A 16,761-nucleotide genomic window follows, 5' to 3' on the forward strand; every position below is an offset into this window, starting at 1 on the left:
GGCTCACCGTGATCCCGGTGCCCGCTTCCCCGCCACGGTGACGGTGCCGGACGCGGCGGACCTCAGAAGGCGGCGGAAGGTGGGGCACTCCATGTGGGTCGGTGCGGGGCAAGCGGCGGCGTGGCGCAGCGAGTCGCGCATGACGGTCAGCTCGCGGATCCGCCGGTCCAGTTCGTCCGCCTTGGTCGCGAGCGCCTGCCGATCGAGGTCCGGCCGGCCGTCCGGCGCGAACATGCGCGCGATCTCGTCGAGCGAGAACCCCGCGGTGCGCCCCATGGCGATCAGGGCCAGGCGCTCCAGCACACCGGGGTCGTACTGACGGCGCAGGCCCCTTCTGCCGGTCGAGGCGATCAGCCCTCGTTCCTCGTAGTAGCGCAGGGTCGAGGCGGGCACCCCGGCGTGCCGCGCCACCTCGGCGATGTCCAGGTCCGTCATCCTCTTGACCTCAAGTCGGCTTGAAGTAGCACGCTGTCATTGCGGACCGGTGAAGGCAAGCCCCAGGAGCCCCAGGAGGCGATCATGGACGTGACGGACAGGACGGACGACGAGCAGGCCGTCCGTTGGAACGGACCCGCCGCCCAGGGTTGGGTCGCGGCGCAGGCGCTGTTGGACAGGGTCCTCGAGCCGTTCGAGGAGCCGCTGCTCGACGCGGTGCCCGCCGGGCGCGGAGGGCAGGTACTCGACGTCGGCTGCGGCACCGGGGGCACCACGGTGGCCGTCGCACGACGGCTCGGGCCAGGCGGTCACTGCGTGGGCGTCGACATCTCGGAGCCGATGATCAGCGCCGCACGGGCGCGCGCCGAGCGGGAGTCCGCACCGGCCTCCTTCATCCGCGCGGACGCGGCGGATCATCCGTTCGAGCGCGCCGCGTTCGACGCCGTGATCTCGCGGTTCGGCGTGATGTTCTTCAGCGACTCCGTCCGGGCCTTCGCGAACCTTCGACGGGCCGCCAGGGACGAGGCCGGACTGCGGTTCATCGTCTGGCGCGGACCTGCGGAGAATCCGTTCATGACGACGGCCGAACGCGCCGCGGCACCGCTCCTTCCCAACCTGCCGGCCCGCCGTCCGGACGGGCCGGGACAGTTCGCCTTCGCGGACCCGGACCTGATCCACCGCATCCTGGCGGCGAGCGGTTGGACCGGGATCGACATCCGGCCGGTGGACGTGCCCTGCACGCTGCCGGAGCGGGAACTGGTCGGCTACTTCACCCGACTCGGTCCCGTCGGTCAGGTTCTTCCGGAGGTGGACGAGCGGACCCGCGCGCGGGTCGTCGAGACGGTCCGCGCGGCGTTCGAGCCGTTTGTGCACGGCCCCGACGTGCGCTTCACCGGGGCCTGTTGGCTGGTCGACGCCCGAGCCGGTGCCGACGGCCCGGACGCGAAACTTTCGTGATCTCGACACCCCTTCCGGGGGCCGAGCGAACCGGCGCATAGTGAGGGAGCGGTTCAACGGGGTCGGCCACTGGAGCGGTGAGTCAACGAGATGACGCTGAAGAGAGCCCTGGTGGTGCGAGGCGGTTGGGAGGGGCATCAGCCGGTCAGGGCGACGGAGTTGTTCCTGCCCTTCCTGCGGAGCAACGGATACACCGTCCGGATCGAGGAGTCGACCGAGGTCTACGGCGACGCCGCCGAGATGGCAGCCACCGATCTCGTCGTGCAGTGCGTCACGATGTCGCAGATCACCGCCGGGGAACTGACGGGACTGACCACGGCGGTCGAGGCGGGCACCGGCTTCACCGGCTGGCACGGTGGCATCGCCGACTCCTTCCGCGCCTCCTCCGACTATCTCCATCTGGTGGGCGGGCAGTTCGCGACCCATCCGGGCAAGGAGCCGTGTGAGCGGCAGGGCGGCCAGGAGGACAACTACCTTCCGTACGTCGTCAACTTCACGGAACTCGGCCGTGAGCACCCCGTCACGGCGGGCCTCGAGGACTTCGAGTTGCACACCGAGCAGTACTGGGTGCTCCACGACGACCTGATCGACGTCCTGGCCACCACCACGCACCCCGCCCGGCCGTGGCAGCCCTGGCACCGGCCCGTCGTCTCGCCGGCGATCTGGACCCGCCGCTGGGGCGCCGGACGGATCGTGGTGACGACGCCGGGGCACAGCCTCGACGTGCTGGAGGACCCGAACGTGCGCACCGTCATCGAGAGGGGCATGCTGTGGGCGACCCGCACCGCGTCGGCGTCATAGGGCTCGGGGTCATCTCCCGCGCGTACCTGGACACGCTGGCCGGCCATCCCGCCGTACGGATCACCGCGGTCGCCGATCTCGACGCCTCCCGGTCGGCCGCGGTGGCCGCCGAGTTCCCCGGCGTCGAGGCGCTGCCCGTCGCCGAGTTGCTGAGCAGCCCGGACGTGGACACGGTGCTGAACCTCACGGTCCCCGCGGCCCACGCGGACATCGCCCTCGGGGCGATCGGGCACGGCAAGAACGTCTACGGGGAGAAACCGTTGGCGGCCGGCCTCCCCGGCGCCCAGGCCGTGATGGACGCGGCCGCGAAGGCCGGTGTCGGCGTGGGGTGCGCGCCGGACACCGTCCTGGGCACCGGGATCCAGACGGCGCGGGCGGCGGTGGAGGCGGGCCGCGTCGGACGCCCGCAGTTCGCCTCGGCCGTGATGGTCACCCCGGGCCACGAACGCTGGCATCCCCACCCCGACTTCTACTACACCGACGGGGGCGGCCCGTTGCTCGACATGGGGCCGTACTACCTCACGTCCCTGGTCCATCTGCTGGGTCCGGTGCGTGCGGTGATCGGGTCGGCCGGCCGGCTGCGCGCCGAGCGCGTGATCGGTTCCGGCCCGCGGGCGGGCGAGCGGATACCGGTCGAGGTGGACAGTCATGTGTCCGGCGTGCTGGAGCATGTCAGCGGGGCGCTGACGACGCTCACGACGAGCTTCGACGGCGTGGCCACCACGGCCGCGCCGATCGAGGTGCACGGCGACGCGGGCACCCTGGCGGTGCCGGATCCGAACCACTTCGACGGTGAGGTACGGCTCTTCGAACTCGGCGGCACCGAGTGGCGTGCGTTGCCGCCGTCCGCGGGCTACGCCGGCGCCGCGCGGGGCGTCGGTCTGCTCGACTTCGTCGCCGCGGCCGGACAGCGGGCGCCCCGCGCGAACGGTGACCTCGCCCTGCACGTGCTGGAGACGATGAGTGCCCTGCTGCGCTCATCGGCCGAGGGACGCCGCATCGAGCTGACGACGTCGGCCGAACCGCCCGCCCCCGTTCCGCTGACGCCCGCCGAGGAGTGGCGGGGAAGCGTCGGCCGCCCGTCCGCCGCGTGATGGGCTTTCGCGTGACGCGCTTGCGTGTCAGTCCACGGGCCAGGTGTGCGCGGGCGCGTTGAGATGCATGTAGTCCATGTACGTCCTGGTCATCTGGCGCAGCGCCGCGTGCCGGTCGGCGCCGCCCTTCTCCAGGTGGTGGACCGTCTCCGCCTGCCACAGGGCGCCGTTGCGGGCGGTGACACAGCGCTGTTCGACGATGCCCAGCAGGGGTTCGCGCCACGCCGCGTCCAGGCCGGCCAGCTCCAGGCCCCGGTGAGCCAGGGGCAGCAGGCGGCGCAACACCAGTTCCGTGACCGGCACTTCGCCCATGCCGGGCCAGTAGAGCCTGGCATCGATGCCGTCGCGGGCGGCGGTGTGGAGGTTCTCCTCGGCCACCGAGAACGACATCCGCGTCCAGATCGGCCGGTCCTCGTCGACCAGGGCGCGGGTGAGGCCGTAGTAGAGGGCGCCGTTGGCGATGATGTCGGCCACGGTGGGACCGGCGGGCAGGACCCGGTTCTCGATGCGCAGGTGCGGGCCGCTCGCGGTGACGGCGTAGACGGGGCGGTTCCAGCGGTAGATCGTGCCGTTGTGCAGCGTCAGCTCGCCCAGCTGCGGCGCGCGGCCGCTGTCGAGTGCCTGCTGCGGGTCCTCGTCGTCGCACAGCGGCAGCAGCGCCGGGTAGTAGCGCACGTTCTCCTCGAACAGGTCGAAGACGCTGGTGATCCACCGCTCTCCGAACCACACCCGGGGCCGTACGCCCTGGGCCTTGATCTCCTGCGGGCGGGTGTCGGTGGCCTGCTCGAACAGGGGGATACGGGTCTCGCGCCACAGCTCCCGGCCGAAGAGGTAGGGCGAGTTCGCCGCCAGGGCGATCTGTACGCCCGCGATGGCCTGGGCGGCGTTCCAGTAGTCCGCGAAATCCTTCGGCGAGACCTGGAGATGGAACTGGGTGCTGGTGCAGGCGGCCTCGGGAGTGATGGTGTCGGCGTACGTCGACAGGCGCTCCACGCCGTCCACCGTGATCCGCAGGTCCTCGCCGCGCGCCGCGAAGATCTGCTCGTTGAGCAGCTTGTAGCGCGGATCGCCGGAAAGGGCGGTCTCGTCGACGTGCGTCTCCCCCAGGGTCGGCAGGATGCCGACCATGATGAGGTGCGCGCCCACGGCCGAGGCACGTTCCTCGGCGTGGTTGAGCGCGTCGCGGATCTCTTGCTCCCAGGCGCCGGGGCCGCCGGTGGTCAGCTCCCGGGGCGGGATGTTGATCTCCAGGTTGAAGCGGCCCAGCTCGCTGGACCAGGCGGGGTCGGCGATGGCCTGGAGCACGTCGGTGTTGCGCATCGCGGGGAGCCCGTCGGCGTCCACCAGGTTGAGCTCGATCTCCAGCCCGACCCTGGGGCGCTCGCTCTCGAAGGTCGACTCGCGCAGCATCTGCGCCAGCACGTCGAGGCAGGTGTGCATCTTCTCCCGGTACCTGCGGCGGTCCTCCCGCGTGAACACCAGGGCCGGCACATCACGTCCCATCGGGCCCTCCCGAGTTCCCTCGGCGGATGCCTCTCGTCCCAGGGTGGCACCTCGCGCGCGGCGAGGACAGTCAGGGCGCGGCAGCCGTCCCGCGCCGCCGGGTGGGCGGGGCGGTGCGTCGGCATGCGGGGTCACCCGGCGTGTTCGTCCGGGCTGCGCGGAGTGACGGGCGAGGGGTCCTCGGCCGCCCTTCACCGACCCCGGCCCGGCTGGTCAGGCGCCCGGCGTCGGGCTGTGCGGCTGGGCGCCCACCGGTTCCCCTGCGATCCTGCCCGCCCGCAGGATGTGGCCGCCCCGCAGGAACGTGTCGGTGACGCGGACGGTCAGCTCGAAGCCCTCGAACGGGGTGTACACCTGCGAGGACTCCGACTCGGCGGCGCGCACGGTCCGGGTGTGGCCGGGGTCGGCCAGGGCGAGGCAGGTCGTAGCGTCGTCAGCCAGGATCTGTCCGCGCATTCCGAGGGAGCCCGCACATGATCACCGGATACCTCATCGGCGAGAGCCTCCGCCCCGGCGCCTGCTTCCAGCCACGAGGCCTGCGGCTGCGCAAGGTCAGCCGGATCGACGCCTCGGCGACCGCGACCGCCGGGCAGCCGGCGCTGTGGACGTTCATCGAATGGGAGGCGGACGGCGACGACATCAGCGGGCTCGCGGAGGCGTTCGCGGCGGCGCTGGAGCCGGAGCTCGGCTGGTATGCGGACTTCGACGCCGGGGACGAACTCGTGGTCGTGTTCGCCGGGAAGGTGTTCAGGTACGTGCGCGGTGACGCGGCGGGCCGGGCGGAGGCGATCGCGTACGGGAGGTCGGCGGGCACGCCCGAGCATCAGCTCGACTGGAAGGAGTGAGCGGTCCACGAGGCTCCCCGGGGCGGACGGCGGCGGACCCTTCGTGCCAGGTGGAGGAGCAGGGCGAGGCGCGCCGGCTCGCCCTGCTCCACGGGGCAGAAGTCGCCGGTCGGGATTCACGCTCGCCTGATGGACAGGGCGTGGTGGAACACGTCACGGGGGTCCCACTTCGCCTTGACGCGTTGCAGCCGGGGGTAGTTGTCGCCGAAGTAGAGGCGGTGCCAGGGAGTTCCGGTGTTCCGGGCCGGGTCGGCCAGGTCGGTGTCCGGGTAGTTGATGAACGCGCCGTCGGCCGCCGCCGGGGCGCCGCCGCTGTCGGCGTACAGGTCCTCGTAGAGCTCGCGCAGCCAGCCGATGTGCCGGGCGTCGTCGCGGGGGTCCTCCCAGCCGTTGACGTAGAACATCTTGATGCTCGCGTCGCGGTGGGCTGTCGCGGTCGCGTCCGGCGCCACGGTGTTGACCTTGCCGCCGTGGGTGTACAGGTTGACGCCGCCGCCGGGGTGGTCGTAGTCGGGCCGGGTCAGGTGGTGGTGCAGCGCCTCGATCTGACGGTCGGTGAAACGTCGGCGCAGATAGCCCGACTTGACCTTCAGCCGGTAGACGGGTCCGGGGTCGCCCGGTGAGCCGGCGAGGGCCGCGGCCAGCCAGGCGTGCTTCCGCACCGTGCGGACCGGCTGGACCGGCACACCCCGGTTGATCGCGGCGATGTGCTGGTCCAGCATCCGCTCGGCGCCGGAGTCCGCGGCGACCTGGCCGATCATGAAGACCGTCCCCGACGGCCTGCGGGTGAGGGCGAGTTCGCTGTAGAGGGCGAGGTACGGCGAGTCAGGGGCGCTGTGCCGCTCGGCCCACTCGCCGTGGTTGCGGACCAGCCGGGCGAAGGACGCCTTGTCGAGCCGCTGCCAGTCCCAGGAGACCGAGAAGCTCAGCACACCGGACGGCGGCGCGGGCAGCAGGCCGGACGGGTCGTCACCCCCGGCACCGGGCGTCCGGAACCAGTAGCGGGTGACGATGCCGAAGCTGCCGCCTCCGCCGCCGGTGTGCGCCCACCACAAGTCCCGGTGGGGATCGGCGGGTTCGCGCGTCGCGACCACACTGCGCGCCCGGCCCGGGCGGTCCACGACCACCACCTCGACCGCGTACAGGTGGTCGACGGACAGGCCCATCAGCCGGGACAGCGGGCCGTAGCCGCCGCCCGGCACATGTCCGCCGACGCCGACGTCGGCACACCAACCCGCCGGCACGGTCACTCCCCAGCCCAGGTACAGCCTCCGGTACACCTCGCCCAGCAGGGCCCCGGCCTCGACGGCGAAGGCGCGGCGGCCCGGGTCGTACGCGACGCCGTTCATGGCGGACATGTCGACGACCACCTCCACGGCCGGGTCGGCGACGAAGTTCTCGAAGCCGTGGCCGCCGCTGCGGACCGTGATCCGCCGGCCGGTGTCCACCGCCTGCTGCACGGCCCGTACGACGTGCGCGGTCGTGCCGACCACCCAGACGTGCTCCGGGTCGCCCACGAAGCGGCGGTTGTACCCCCGGGAGGCCAGGGAGCGGTGGCGCGGATCGCCGGGACCGATCATGGCCGGTCCCGGTGGCGGAGGGCAGGACGCCCCGTCACCCGCCGCCGCGACCGGCGCCACCAGCCCGGGCGTCACGACCCCCGCCGTCGTGGCGACCAGGCCGCCGCGCAGGATGTTCCTCCGGCTCAATGCGCTCATTGCCCCTCCTCGAAAGCCTCGCTTCCTCCAGTCACGACGCTAGGTGCGGCGGGTGCGGAGGGCACTGGCCCCAGCCACCCGTTCATGGTGGTGCCAGCACCCGGTCCGCGGGCCCGGAAATTCACGTGCTCCGGGCCGGCGACCGGCAGTACGGTCCCCAAGTGATCGAAGACGACGGCTACTTCGGAGAGAAGATCGCTGCCGACTACGACCGGTCGGCGGCCGACATGTTCCGCCCCGGCGTGGTGGACCCGGCGGTCGACGTACTGACCGCACTCGCGGGCAGCGGCCCCGCCCTCGAGCTCGGCATCGGCACCGGCCGCGTCGCGCTCCCGCTGGCCGCGCGTGGTGTCCCGGTGCACGGCATCGACATGTCCCGCGCCATGGTGGACCGGCTGCGCGCCAAGCCCGGCGGCGACGCCATCGGCGTGACGATCGGGGACTTCGCGACGGCGCGCGTGGAGAAGACCTTCTCCCTCGCCTACCTGGTCTTCAACACGATCATGAACCTGACGACCCAGGACGCCCAGGTGGACTGCTTCCGCAACGTCGCCGCGCACCTGGCGCCCGGAGGCTGCTTCGTCGTCGAGGTCATGGTCCCCGAGCTGCGGAAACTCCCGGCCGGGCAGAACGCCGTGCCGTTCCACATCAGCGAGTCGCGATGGGCGTTCGACGCGTACGACGTCGCCACGCAGGCCATGAGCTCCCACTACGTCACCATCACCGACGGCCGCGCGGAGCACTGGTCCATCCCGTTCCGGTACGTCTGGCCGGCCGAGCTGGACCTGATGGCTCGGCTCGCCGGGCTCCGGCTGCGCGACCGGTGGGAGGACTGGACCCGCGAGCCGTTCACGAGCGAGAGCGGCAAGCACGTGTCGGTGTGGGAGAAGCCCCGGTGAACCGGGGTCACACCACGCGGCGTCCCATGCACTGGGATTGACGGGTCCACAGACGGAAGCCACGCTGTTCAGCACACCGCATGGCAACCGGTTGCTACGGCGATGACCTGGCTGAAGGAGACCGCGTGCCCCGTCCCGACCCCGCCGACGAACGCCTGGCCGGCCTTCGCGTCGATGCTGAGCTCCCCGGCGTTCTCGCCTTCGGCTCCGGCTGTGCGACGCTCGGCCCCGAGACGGGCGCGCCTGTGCGGTTCGTCGACGAGCGGGACCCGGCCCGGCGGTTTCTGCTCGACGCCGACGTCACCGAGTGGCACTCGCCGGAACATCAGTGGGGGCTCGGGGCACCTGATCACCGACCGGGGCGGCGCCCGCTGGCACACGCCCGCCGAACTGCGTGTCGTCGGCGGTGCCGTGGAGGCGGTGCACACACCCCTCCCGGGGGTCAGGGTCGAGGTGCGGCGCTCCGTGTCGGGAGAGCTGTTGCGCGAGCGGTACACAGTCGTGAACACGGCGCGGGAGCAGCTCACGATCACGGGGCTCGGCGTCCAGACTCCCTTCGCACGTCTTCCCGCACTACTGGAGCACCCTGACCGCCACCACCACCCTCCTGCGCCTGCCGGCCGCTCTGCGCACCGCCGGCACCGAGCGGCTCGCCGAGGCGATCCTGCGCGCCAACATGGCCAACTACCGCGAGGACGGCTCCGCGACCTGCGCCTTCGTCATGCCCTCGACGGTCGACGGCAGGGCGGCGCAGCGCGCCGACCCGCTCGCCAACGACCAGGACTGGCACCTCTATCCGTGGATGCGGGCCCAGGAGCGGGCCGCGTAGGCGGGGCGGTCAGAGCATCCAGTGCCGGCGGGCGACGCTGTCGGGAGCGAGGTGGGAACCGAACGCGGGGTGGGCCGCGAGCCGACGGGCGTACGCCCACAGACACGGGTGGCCGGTGACGCGGCGCACGGCGGCGGGGTCCAGGTGCCGGCGACGGACGGTGTCCAGTTGCACCAGCGTCACCCACAACTCGACGTCGGCCAGGGTGAGTTCGATACCCAGCACGTAGGGCTGGGAGAACAGCCGCCGCTCCAGCGTGTCCAGTGCACGCAGCAGGGTGGCGAGCGCGGTGTCGCGCACCGCCACCCCGCCGTCCGGCTGCGCGGACTCGAGGATGTCCTGCTCGCAGAGGCGGCCGATGCTCTCGACGGCCTCCTCGGCGCCACGCGGGAAGAGATCGGGGCCACCGCCGCCGAACCGCCGGGCCAGGTCGCGCAGGATGTCGGGGGCGTGCGTGCTCACGATGGTGCCGGTCCAGGCGTCGCTGAGCACCGGCGCGACGGCCGGTCCGGGATGCTGGTGCGAACTGGCCTCGTACAGCGGGCGCAGCTCCGCGTGTCCACCGTCGGGGGCGTCGGACACGGCGGGGAGCAGGGTCACCGGGAGGGTGTCCTCGAGGCCGAGCAGGCTGTGGGTGATCGCGATGCTCAGACAGCGCGGACTCGACAGGGCCAGGTGGAGCCGGTAGCGGCGGGGGGCCGCGTAATAACCGCTGCGCGCGTCACCGCCGATCCTGCTCCGGAAGGACGGCACGGCGGTCGGGGACGGGGCGGACGTCGAGGATGGGGCGGACGTCGAGGATGGGGCGGACATACCTCTCCCTGGGTGCTCGGTCACGGGCATACGACGGCGATGGGGCGCGGCGGCTTCGGCGCGGCCGGGCCGGGATGCGGTACGCGAGTGAGGTTCGCGGCCGGGATGCGATGCGTGAGGCTCAGGGGCGGGCGGTCACGACACCCGCGCCGTGCGGGGAACTTGCCGCACTGCACACACGCTCGAGGTCGATGTGGCGGCGGGAGGTCAGCAGGGGCAGCGGCCGGACGGCGACACCGACCGTGTCACTGCCGGGGTCCGGCGCGGAGCGACCCATGCTTCCCTACCAATTCACTAGGATTCCCGTACTGGAGTGTCGGGCCGGATCCGAGCCGCGTCAAGAGGGCCGCCGAACGGTGAGACGCCGGTCGGGGAATCGGTCGGTGACCAGTCGGTGAATCGGTCGGTGAACCAGTCGGTGCCATCTGCCGGTGAACCAGTCGGTGGAATCCGCCGGGGACCGGTCGAGGTGCCGGTCAGGGGTTGGTCCAGGCCTCGGGGTCGTCCGCGAGGCTCAGCACGTCGTCGGGCAGCTTGGCCGCGGCCACATGGGCCAGGGTGACCTCGCCGAGGATCTTGCGGACGTTGGCACGTACGGCGATCCACAACGGCAGGAGGGACTCCGCGGGGCCGGTGTAGGAGAGGTCGGGCGGGCGTACGCCACGCACGGAGACCAGGGGGCCGTCCGCCACGCGGATCACGTCCGCGATGGGGATCGAGTCCGCCGGCCGGGCGAGCCGGTAGCCGCCCTTGCCGCCGCGCTGACTGACGACGAGGCCGCCCCGGCGCAGGTCGCCGAGGATGCCCTCCAGGAACTTGTGCGGGATGCCCTGCGCCTCGGCGATCGCCTCGGCCTTGAGCGAGGTGTCGTCCCCTGCCGCGGCCAGCTCCAACGCCGCCCGCACCGCATAGTCCGCCCTCGCCGAGATCCGCATAGCGAGATTATCCATCACTGCCGCGCCGGCACTCCCCGCCGGGCCCTCCCTCAGGCGGGCAGGCTGAACGGGGGATGCGCGCCGTTGAGGAAGTAGTCTCCGACCTCGCGCAAGCGGTGGGCGACCGGCTCGCGCAGGGTGTGGCTGCGGATGTCGCGCCAGAAGCGGTCCAGGCCGTGCCTGCTGGAGGCGGCGGGCGCACCGATGGCGTCCAGGGCACGGGTGGTGATCTCCTGCGCGGCGCGGGCGGCGGCGGCCTCGGCCGCACCGGCCAGCACGGCCGTCTCCGCGCACTCGTCGTCGTCGAGGTCGTCGCCCCGCGCGAGCCCGTGCGTCAGGGCGTCGACCGCCTGGTCGGCGAGGGCGGCCGCGGCCCGCGCGGCGACGGCCAGTTTGCCGTACACGGTCAGCACGTACGGGTCCTGCGGCGGGCCGCCCGCCCAGGGCTGGGGGGAGAAGGGCTGCCAAGGGCTGCGCACCGCCCGTCCGTGCTCGCGGACTTCACCGAGCAGGCCTTCGGCGACGCCGAGACAGACCTGGGCGGAGATCAGCCGTGCGGTCGGCGCGGCCAGTCCGGCGAAGGGCGACAGGGCTCCCTCGTCCGGGGAGAGGGAGCCGAGTACGTCGTCGGCGGCGACCGGCACGGCGTCGAACCCCACACTGCCGGCGGCCGCCAGCCGTTGCCCGAACGTTTCGCCACCTCCGCCGCTCACCAGGCCCGGGTGGGCGGGGTCGGCCAGAACGGCGAGGGGCTCGCCGGTGCCGGGCACGGCGGCACGGACCAGCAGCCGGTCGGCGACCCCGACTCCGGTGCCGTACCTCTGATGGCCGTCCAGCAGATAGCCGTCCGCCGTCGGGGTCAGCATGAGCGGCGGTTCGTGCGAGGCGATACCGCCGCCCCAGCACCACTGCCCCGCCGTGAACGCCCGCTCGACACGGGCGGCACGGTCGCGGCCGGCGAAGAACCGGGCGCAGTAGGACAGGAAGTAGTGGCTGCCCAGCAGATGACCCACGGCGCCGTCGGCCGCGGCGACGATCCTGACGACCCTGTAGGCGGTGCGCCAGTCCGCTCCCCCGCCGCCGCGTGCGGCCGGCACGAGCAGTGTCAGGAGCCCCGATTCACGCAGCCGCGCGACCTCGTCGAGCGGAGGTTTGCCCGCCTGCTCGCGTTCCACCGCGTCCGTGGCCAGGTCGTCGGCGAGTTCGCGGGCTATGTGCGTCCAGTCGGGTCGCCCGGTCACCGCTACGACCGTCTTGCCGGCCGGTGGTGCAGTTGTCATGGCTGACTTCCTTCAAGGCAGAGGACAACACGGCCCCGGTCCGGCCGGCCGACCCGGTCAGCGTCATCCTCACTCGCTCCACCGACGAGGGTCAACAGTTCCCTAGTAATTCGATAGGAAATCTAGGGAATACGCGTCACGGTGGCCGATTCCCGCTCCACGAAAGGGACCTGAGTGTCGGTCCGGGCCGCCGTCGCATCGTGGAACGGGTGCCTCCACAGCCCTCGCGCCGCCAGCCGCGGCAGGACGCCCTCGCCGAACCAGTAGGCCTCCTCCAGATGCGGGTAGCCGGAGAGCACGAACTCGTCGATGCCCAGCCGGTGGTACTCGGCGATCCGCTCGGCGACCTCGTCGTGGCTGCCGACCAGCGCCGTGCCCGCACCGCCCCGCACCAGCCCGATGCCGGCCCACAGGTTCGGGTAGATCTCCAGATCGTCCCGACTGCCGCCGTGCAGGGCGAGCATCCGCCGCTGACCCTCCGACTCACTGCGGGCCAGGCCTGCCTGGATGGCCTTGACCGCCTCGGGATCGAAGCCGTCCAGCAGCCGCCGGGCCTCCCCCCACGCCTGCTCGGACGTGTCCCGGGTGATGACGTGCAGCCGGATCCCGAAGCGGATCCTGCGGCCCTCCTTCTCGGCCAGCGCCCGGATCCAGGCGATCTTCTCGGCGACGGCGGCCGGCGGCTCGCCCCAGGTGAGGTAGACGTCGACATGCCGCGCGGCGATCTCCCCCGCGACGGGCGAGGAGCCGCCGAAGTACACCTCCGGCACCGGGTCGGGCACCCGGGCCAGCTTCGCGTCCTCGACCTGGAGGTGCTCGCCCACCAGGTCGACGGCCCTGCCCTCCCACAACCCCCGTACGATCCGCAGGAACTCGCCGGTACGGCGGTAACGGTCGTCCTTGTCGAGGAAGTCACCGTAGGCACGCTGCTCCCGGTTCTCCCCGCCCGTCACCACGTTCAGCAGCAGCCGTCCGCCGGTCTGCCGCTGGAAGGTGGACGCCATCTGCGCGGCGAGCGTCGGCGAGACGAAGCCGGGCCGGAAGGCGACCAGGAACTTCAGCCGCTCGGTGTTCTGACTGACCATCGCGGTCGTCAGCCAGGCGTCCTCGCACCAGGCCCCGGTGGGAGTGAGCGCGCCGACGAAGCCCAGGTCCTCGGCGGCGCGGGCGATCTGGCTCAGATAGGCGACCGTCGGCGGCCGGTCACGGCCGAAGGCCGTGGCGGGAGTGCCGTGACCACCGCCGACGACATGACGGCTGTCACCGTTGGTGGGCAGGAACCAGTGAAAGGTGAGGGACATGAGAGGCTCCGATCGGGGGTGTTCGTTACGGCAGTCCGGGCCGGGGCGGCCTGGTGCCGTTCAGCACGTGGCGGTTGATGCGGCGGACCTTTCCAGCGGGCCGAGTCGGCGGCCTTGCAGACCTACTCGGTCCTGAATCGCCCGGTACGCGTGGGAGGGTGACAAACCGTCAGAGGCAGCGGGCCAGGCCTAGAGCTTCGGTACGACGGTTGAGTACGGGCGTGGCGACGCCCGGCTTCGGTGGAGACGGTGCTGCGGCAGCGCGCGTGAAGGGGGAGCTCGGCCCGCGACGGGGTCACCGAGGGAGGGAAGGGCCGGTCAGTCGGCCCGCTGCCGAATCAGGCGCAACACGCGGCGGACCACACCCGACCGAAGTCGATGTGATCGCGTGAGACCAAGCGCCGCTGGGCAGTCATGCGCCCACTTGAGCAGGACGTCCCGCTCTCCGTCAAGCCGCGCCCGGATCCCGAACCGGCTGGACCGGCGCCTGCCGGTGCGCGCGTGGCCGCGGCTCCGGCCTGCTCGCGGCCTGCGCGGTGGCCCGAGCGGTCCTGCGCACTCTTGGTCCAGAGGCGTCAATCTCATATACAGAGATGACTGAGTCCATCATATGAACAGCCCCTTGGGGTCCACGCAACCTTCTGCCACGATCCCCATCAACCAGGTAGGAAAACTAGGAATCTGTGGGGTGGGGTCGCCATGAGCACGCGCAACCACACGGACCTGTTGTCGTTCCTCCTGACCTCGCGCCGCCACATCGACTTCGGCCGTACGTCCAGCGCCATCTGTCGGCCCGTCTGAGACTCTCCGCTCCGCGCGCCCACCCCCCACACACCGCTGCGCCCCCTGCCGCCCCGCCGGGATGGCGGGCGAGTGGTGTGCCGGTGCGCGTCAACCGGCTTCACGCCTCCCTGCCGTACGTCCCTGAACTTCCCTCGCTCTGAGAGGACACCCCTGTGTCTGCCGCAAGACCGCTCAACTCCCTCCGCACCTTCGCCGTCGTAGCGGCGCTTCCCCTGCTGCTGACCGCCTGCGGCTACGGCGCAGAGTCCACCGACAGCGACAAGCAGGCCCAGGTCGCGGCGGACGCCGAGAAGCTCTCCGTCGACGAGGTGAACATCGGCTACTTCCCGAACCTGACGCACGCCACCGCTCTGGTCGGGGTCCAGGAGGGCCTGCTCCAGAAGGAACTCGGCGGCACCAGGATCAAGGCCTCGACGTTCAACGCCGGTCCCTCGGAGATCGAGGCGCTGAACTCCGGCTCCATCGACATCGGCTGGATCGGGCCCTCCCCCGCCATCAACGGCTACACGAAGGCGGCCGGCAAGAACCTGCGGATCATCTCCGGCTCGGCCTCGGGCGGCGTCAAGCTCGTCGTCAACCCCGAGAAGATCACGTCCCTGAAGGACGTCAAGGGCAAGAAGATCGCCACGCCGCAGCTCGGCAACACCCAGGACGTGGCCCTGCTCAACTGGATCTCCGAGCAGGGCTGGAAGGTCGACGCGGAGAGCGGCAAGGGCGACGTCTCGGTGATCCGCACCGACAACTCGATCACCCCCGACGCCTACAAGTCCGGCTCCATCGACGGCGCCTGGGTACCCGAGCCGACCGCGTCGAAGCTGGTCGCCCAGGGCGCCAAGGTGCTGCTGGATGAGGCCGACCTGTGGCCCGACAAGAAGTTCGTGATCACCAACATCATCGTCCGGCAGGAGTTCCTGAAGAAGCACCCGGATGTCGTCGAGGCCGTGCTGCGTGGTTCGGTGAAGACCAATGAGTGGATCAACGCCAACCCCGTCAAGGCCAAGGCCGCGGCCAACGAGGCACTGAAGGAGCTGTCGGGCAAGGCCCTGCCCGCCGAGGTCCTCGACCCGGCCTGGTCGTCGATCGTCTTCCTGGACGACCCGCTCGCCGCCACCCTCGGCACCGAGGCGGACCACGCGGTCAAGGCCGGCCTGCTGGAGAAGCCCGATCTGAAGGGCATCTACGACCTCGCGCCGCTCAACAAGGTCCTCAAGGCCGAGGGCAAGGACGAGGTCGACGACGCCGGTCTCGGCGTCAAGTAGCGATCACCGCATCCCACGAGTCCCCCAGGAGATGACGACCATGGCCACGACGACGGCCACGACCGCCAAGGTCGCCGAGGACGCCGGCGCAGTGCCGTACGCCGCCCGGATCGAGCACGTCTCGAAGTCCTTCCCGGCGCGGGGCACACCCGGCGGACAGCAGCTCGTGCTGGACGACATCACGCTCGATGTCGCGCCCGGCGAGTTCGTCACCCTCCTGGGGGCCTCCGGATGCGGCAAGTCCACCTTGCTCAACCTGGTCGCGGGGCTGGACCGGCCGTCCACCGGCTCGATCGGCACGGACGGCCGGCCCGCCCTGATGTTCCAGGAGCACGCCCTCTTCCCTTGGCTGAGCGCGGGCAGGAACATCGAACTCGCACTGCGGCTGCGTGGAGTCCCCAAGGCGGAACGCCGGCCGGAGACGGAACGGCTGCTGGACCTCGTCCGGCTGAAGGGGGCGTACGGCAAGCGGGTGCACGAGCTGTCCGGCGGCATGCGCCAGCGCGTCGCCCTGGCACGGGCGCTCGCCCAGGACAGCAGGCTGCTGCTGATGGACGAGCCGTTCGCCGCCCTCGACGCCATCACCCGGGACGTCCTGCACGACGAACTCACCCGCATCTGGCGCGAGGCACAGCTGTCCGTCCTGTTCGTCACGCACAACGTGCGCGAGGCGGTCCGCCTCTCCCAGCGCGTCGTCCTGCTGTCCTCCCGCCCCGGGCGCATCGCCCGCCAGTGGACGGTCGATCTGCCGCATCCGCGTCGTATCGAGGACAGCGCGGTCGCCGAACTGTCCGTCGAGATCACCGAAGAACTGCGTGGGGAGATCCGCCGCCATGGCCAGCACTGACACGACGCCCGCCAAGGACACGGGCGACCTCGCCGGACTCGAAGCCGGCCTGGACGCCCTGGAGACGGTCCACACCAGCCGTACCCCGTTCCGCACGACCCTGACCCAGAAGATCCTCCCGCCCATCGTCGCCATCGCACTGGTGCTGGCCGTGTGGCAGGCACTGATCTCCCTGAAGGTCGTCGACGACCCGACCAAACTGCCCTCACCGGCCGATGTCTGGGACGAACTGCGCACCTCCTGGCTGCAGGGCACCCTCCTCGACTACGTCTGGACATCCGTCTCACGCGGCCTGCTCGGCTTCCTGATGGCCCTGGCCATCGGCACACCGCTCGGCCTGCTCGTGGCCCGCGCCAGGTTCGTGCGCGCCGCGATCGGACCGATCCTGTCCGGCCTGCAGTCCCTGCCCTCCGTCGCCTGGGTGCCCCCGGCCGTGATCTG

The 16,761-nt window shown here is 71.6% G+C and carries 19 protein-coding genes; 9 read left to right on the forward strand and 10 right to left on the reverse strand.

Going from position 1 to position 16,761, the window contains the following annotated elements; all coding sequences use genetic code 11:
• Positions 1-3: 3 nt before the first annotated feature.
• Complete coding sequence (locus ACIBAG_RS28930; protein ID WP_399108889.1) at positions 4-435, reverse strand: helix-turn-helix domain-containing protein; 432 nt, start codon at positions 433-435, stop codon at positions 4-6.
• 84 nt (positions 436-519) lie between these two features.
• On the opposite strand from ACIBAG_RS28930, the gene ACIBAG_RS28935 reads away from it, so the two are divergent.
• The 3 genes from ACIBAG_RS28935 to ACIBAG_RS28945 all read left to right on the forward strand — a co-directional run bounded on the left by ACIBAG_RS28935 (position 520) and on the right by ACIBAG_RS28945 (position 3,287).
• Positions 520-1,392, forward strand: coding sequence for a class I SAM-dependent methyltransferase (locus ACIBAG_RS28935; RefSeq protein WP_399108890.1), 873 nt, complete (start codon positions 520-522; stop codon positions 1,390-1,392).
• A gap of 90 nt (positions 1,393-1,482) precedes the next feature.
• Positions 1,483-2,193: a ThuA domain-containing protein gene (locus tag ACIBAG_RS28940; RefSeq protein WP_399108892.1), complete on the forward strand. Its 711-nt coding sequence runs from the start codon at positions 1,483-1,485 to the stop codon at positions 2,191-2,193.
• Positions 2,163-3,287 carry a Gfo/Idh/MocA family protein gene (locus tag ACIBAG_RS28945; RefSeq protein WP_399108894.1) on the forward strand — a complete coding sequence of 375 codons (1,125 nt, stop codon included), beginning with the start codon at positions 2,163-2,165 and terminating at the stop codon, positions 3,285-3,287. The genes ACIBAG_RS28940 and ACIBAG_RS28945 overlap by 31 nt, the downstream gene beginning before the upstream one ends.
• A 27-nt stretch (positions 3,288-3,314) precedes the next feature.
• Here the strand turns inward: ACIBAG_RS28945 and ACIBAG_RS28950 are convergent, their stop codons facing one another.
• Together ACIBAG_RS28950 and ACIBAG_RS28955 are read right to left on the reverse strand one after the other, a co-directional pair.
• Positions 3,315-4,790, reverse strand: a complete 1,476-nt coding sequence (locus ACIBAG_RS28950; RefSeq protein ID WP_399108896.1) for a glutamate--cysteine ligase — start codon at positions 4,788-4,790, stop codon at positions 3,315-3,317.
• A 213-nt stretch (positions 4,791-5,003) separates the two neighbouring features.
• A complete protein-coding gene (locus tag ACIBAG_RS28955) occupies positions 5,004-5,246 on the reverse strand; it encodes a hypothetical protein (protein WP_399108898.1) in 243 nt (80 codons plus the stop codon).
• A 17-nt stretch (positions 5,247-5,263) separates the two neighbouring features.
• Here ACIBAG_RS28955 and ACIBAG_RS28960 point away from each other — a divergent pair, with 17 nt between their 5' ends.
• Positions 5,264-5,635, forward strand: a complete 372-nt coding sequence (locus ACIBAG_RS28960) for a hypothetical protein (protein ID WP_399108900.1) — start codon at positions 5,264-5,266, stop codon at positions 5,633-5,635.
• A 116-nt stretch (positions 5,636-5,751) separates the two neighbouring features.
• On the opposite strand, the gene ACIBAG_RS28965 is transcribed toward ACIBAG_RS28960, so the two are convergent.
• Complete coding sequence (locus ACIBAG_RS28965; protein WP_399108901.1) at positions 5,752-7,353, reverse strand: FAD-binding oxidoreductase; 1,602 nt, start codon at positions 7,351-7,353, stop codon at positions 5,752-5,754.
• Positions 7,354-7,514: 161 nt separating this feature from the next.
• Here ACIBAG_RS28965 and ACIBAG_RS28970 point away from each other — a divergent pair, with 161 nt between their 5' ends.
• Positions 7,515-8,252, forward strand: a complete 738-nt coding sequence (locus ACIBAG_RS28970; RefSeq protein WP_399108902.1) for a class I SAM-dependent DNA methyltransferase — start codon at positions 7,515-7,517, stop codon at positions 8,250-8,252.
• A 68-nt stretch (positions 8,253-8,320) separates the two neighbouring features.
• On the opposite strand, the gene ACIBAG_RS28975 is transcribed toward ACIBAG_RS28970, so the two are convergent.
• Positions 8,321-8,566, reverse strand: coding sequence for a hypothetical protein (locus ACIBAG_RS28975; protein ID WP_399108904.1), 246 nt, complete (start codon positions 8,564-8,566; stop codon positions 8,321-8,323).
• Between the two features lie 362 nt (positions 8,567-8,928).
• Between ACIBAG_RS28975 and ACIBAG_RS28980 the strand changes: the two genes are divergently transcribed.
• The gene (locus tag ACIBAG_RS28980; protein WP_399108906.1) at positions 8,929-9,081 is read left to right on the forward strand and encodes a hypothetical protein; all 153 of its coding nucleotides are present in this window, start codon (positions 8,929-8,931) and stop codon (positions 9,079-9,081) included.
• A gap of 9 nt (positions 9,082-9,090) precedes the next feature.
• Here the strand turns inward: ACIBAG_RS28980 and ACIBAG_RS28985 are convergent, their stop codons facing one another.
• The 5 genes from ACIBAG_RS28985 to ACIBAG_RS29005 form a co-directional block, all read right to left on the reverse strand.
• Positions 9,091-9,894: a glutathione S-transferase C-terminal domain-containing protein gene (locus tag ACIBAG_RS28985; RefSeq protein ID WP_399108907.1), complete on the reverse strand. Its 804-nt coding sequence runs from the start codon at positions 9,892-9,894 to the stop codon at positions 9,091-9,093.
• A 121-nt stretch (positions 9,895-10,015) separates the two neighbouring features.
• A complete protein-coding gene (locus ACIBAG_RS28990; protein WP_399108908.1) occupies positions 10,016-10,171 on the reverse strand; it encodes a hypothetical protein in 156 nt (51 codons plus the stop codon).
• A gap of 199 nt (positions 10,172-10,370) precedes the next feature.
• Positions 10,371-10,829: an Rrf2 family transcriptional regulator gene (locus tag ACIBAG_RS28995; protein WP_031487169.1), complete on the reverse strand. Its 459-nt coding sequence runs from the start codon at positions 10,827-10,829 to the stop codon at positions 10,371-10,373.
• A 50-nt stretch (positions 10,830-10,879) separates the two neighbouring features.
• Positions 10,880-12,109 (reverse strand): acyl-CoA dehydrogenase family protein, encoded by a 1,230-nt coding sequence (locus ACIBAG_RS29000; protein WP_399108911.1) that lies wholly within the window; start codon positions 12,107-12,109, stop codon positions 10,880-10,882.
• Positions 12,110-12,231: 122 nt separating this feature from the next.
• Positions 12,232-13,410: an LLM class flavin-dependent oxidoreductase gene (locus ACIBAG_RS29005; RefSeq protein WP_399108913.1), complete on the reverse strand. Its 1,179-nt coding sequence runs from the start codon at positions 13,408-13,410 to the stop codon at positions 12,232-12,234.
• Between the two features lie 956 nt (positions 13,411-14,366).
• Here ACIBAG_RS29005 and ACIBAG_RS29010 point away from each other — a divergent pair.
• From ACIBAG_RS29010 to ACIBAG_RS29020, 3 genes are all read left to right on the forward strand, one after another.
• Positions 14,367-15,473 (forward strand): aliphatic sulfonate ABC transporter substrate-binding protein, encoded by a 1,107-nt coding sequence (locus ACIBAG_RS29010; RefSeq protein ID WP_399108915.1) that lies wholly within the window; start codon positions 14,367-14,369, stop codon positions 15,471-15,473.
• Positions 15,474-15,504: 31 nt separating this feature from the next.
• The gene (locus ACIBAG_RS29015; protein WP_399108916.1) at positions 15,505-16,320 is read left to right on the forward strand and encodes an ABC transporter ATP-binding protein; all 816 of its coding nucleotides are present in this window, start codon (positions 15,505-15,507) and stop codon (positions 16,318-16,320) included.
• Positions 16,307-16,761: ABC transporter permease (locus tag ACIBAG_RS29020; protein ID WP_399108918.1), on the forward strand; the 455-nt coding region annotated here is incomplete at its 3' end. The genes ACIBAG_RS29015 and ACIBAG_RS29020, both read left to right, overlap by 14 nt.

This window comes from Streptomyces sp. NPDC051243, from assembly GCF_044455405.1.
Classification (GTDB): domain Bacteria; phylum Actinomycetota; class Actinomycetes; order Streptomycetales; family Streptomycetaceae; genus Streptomyces.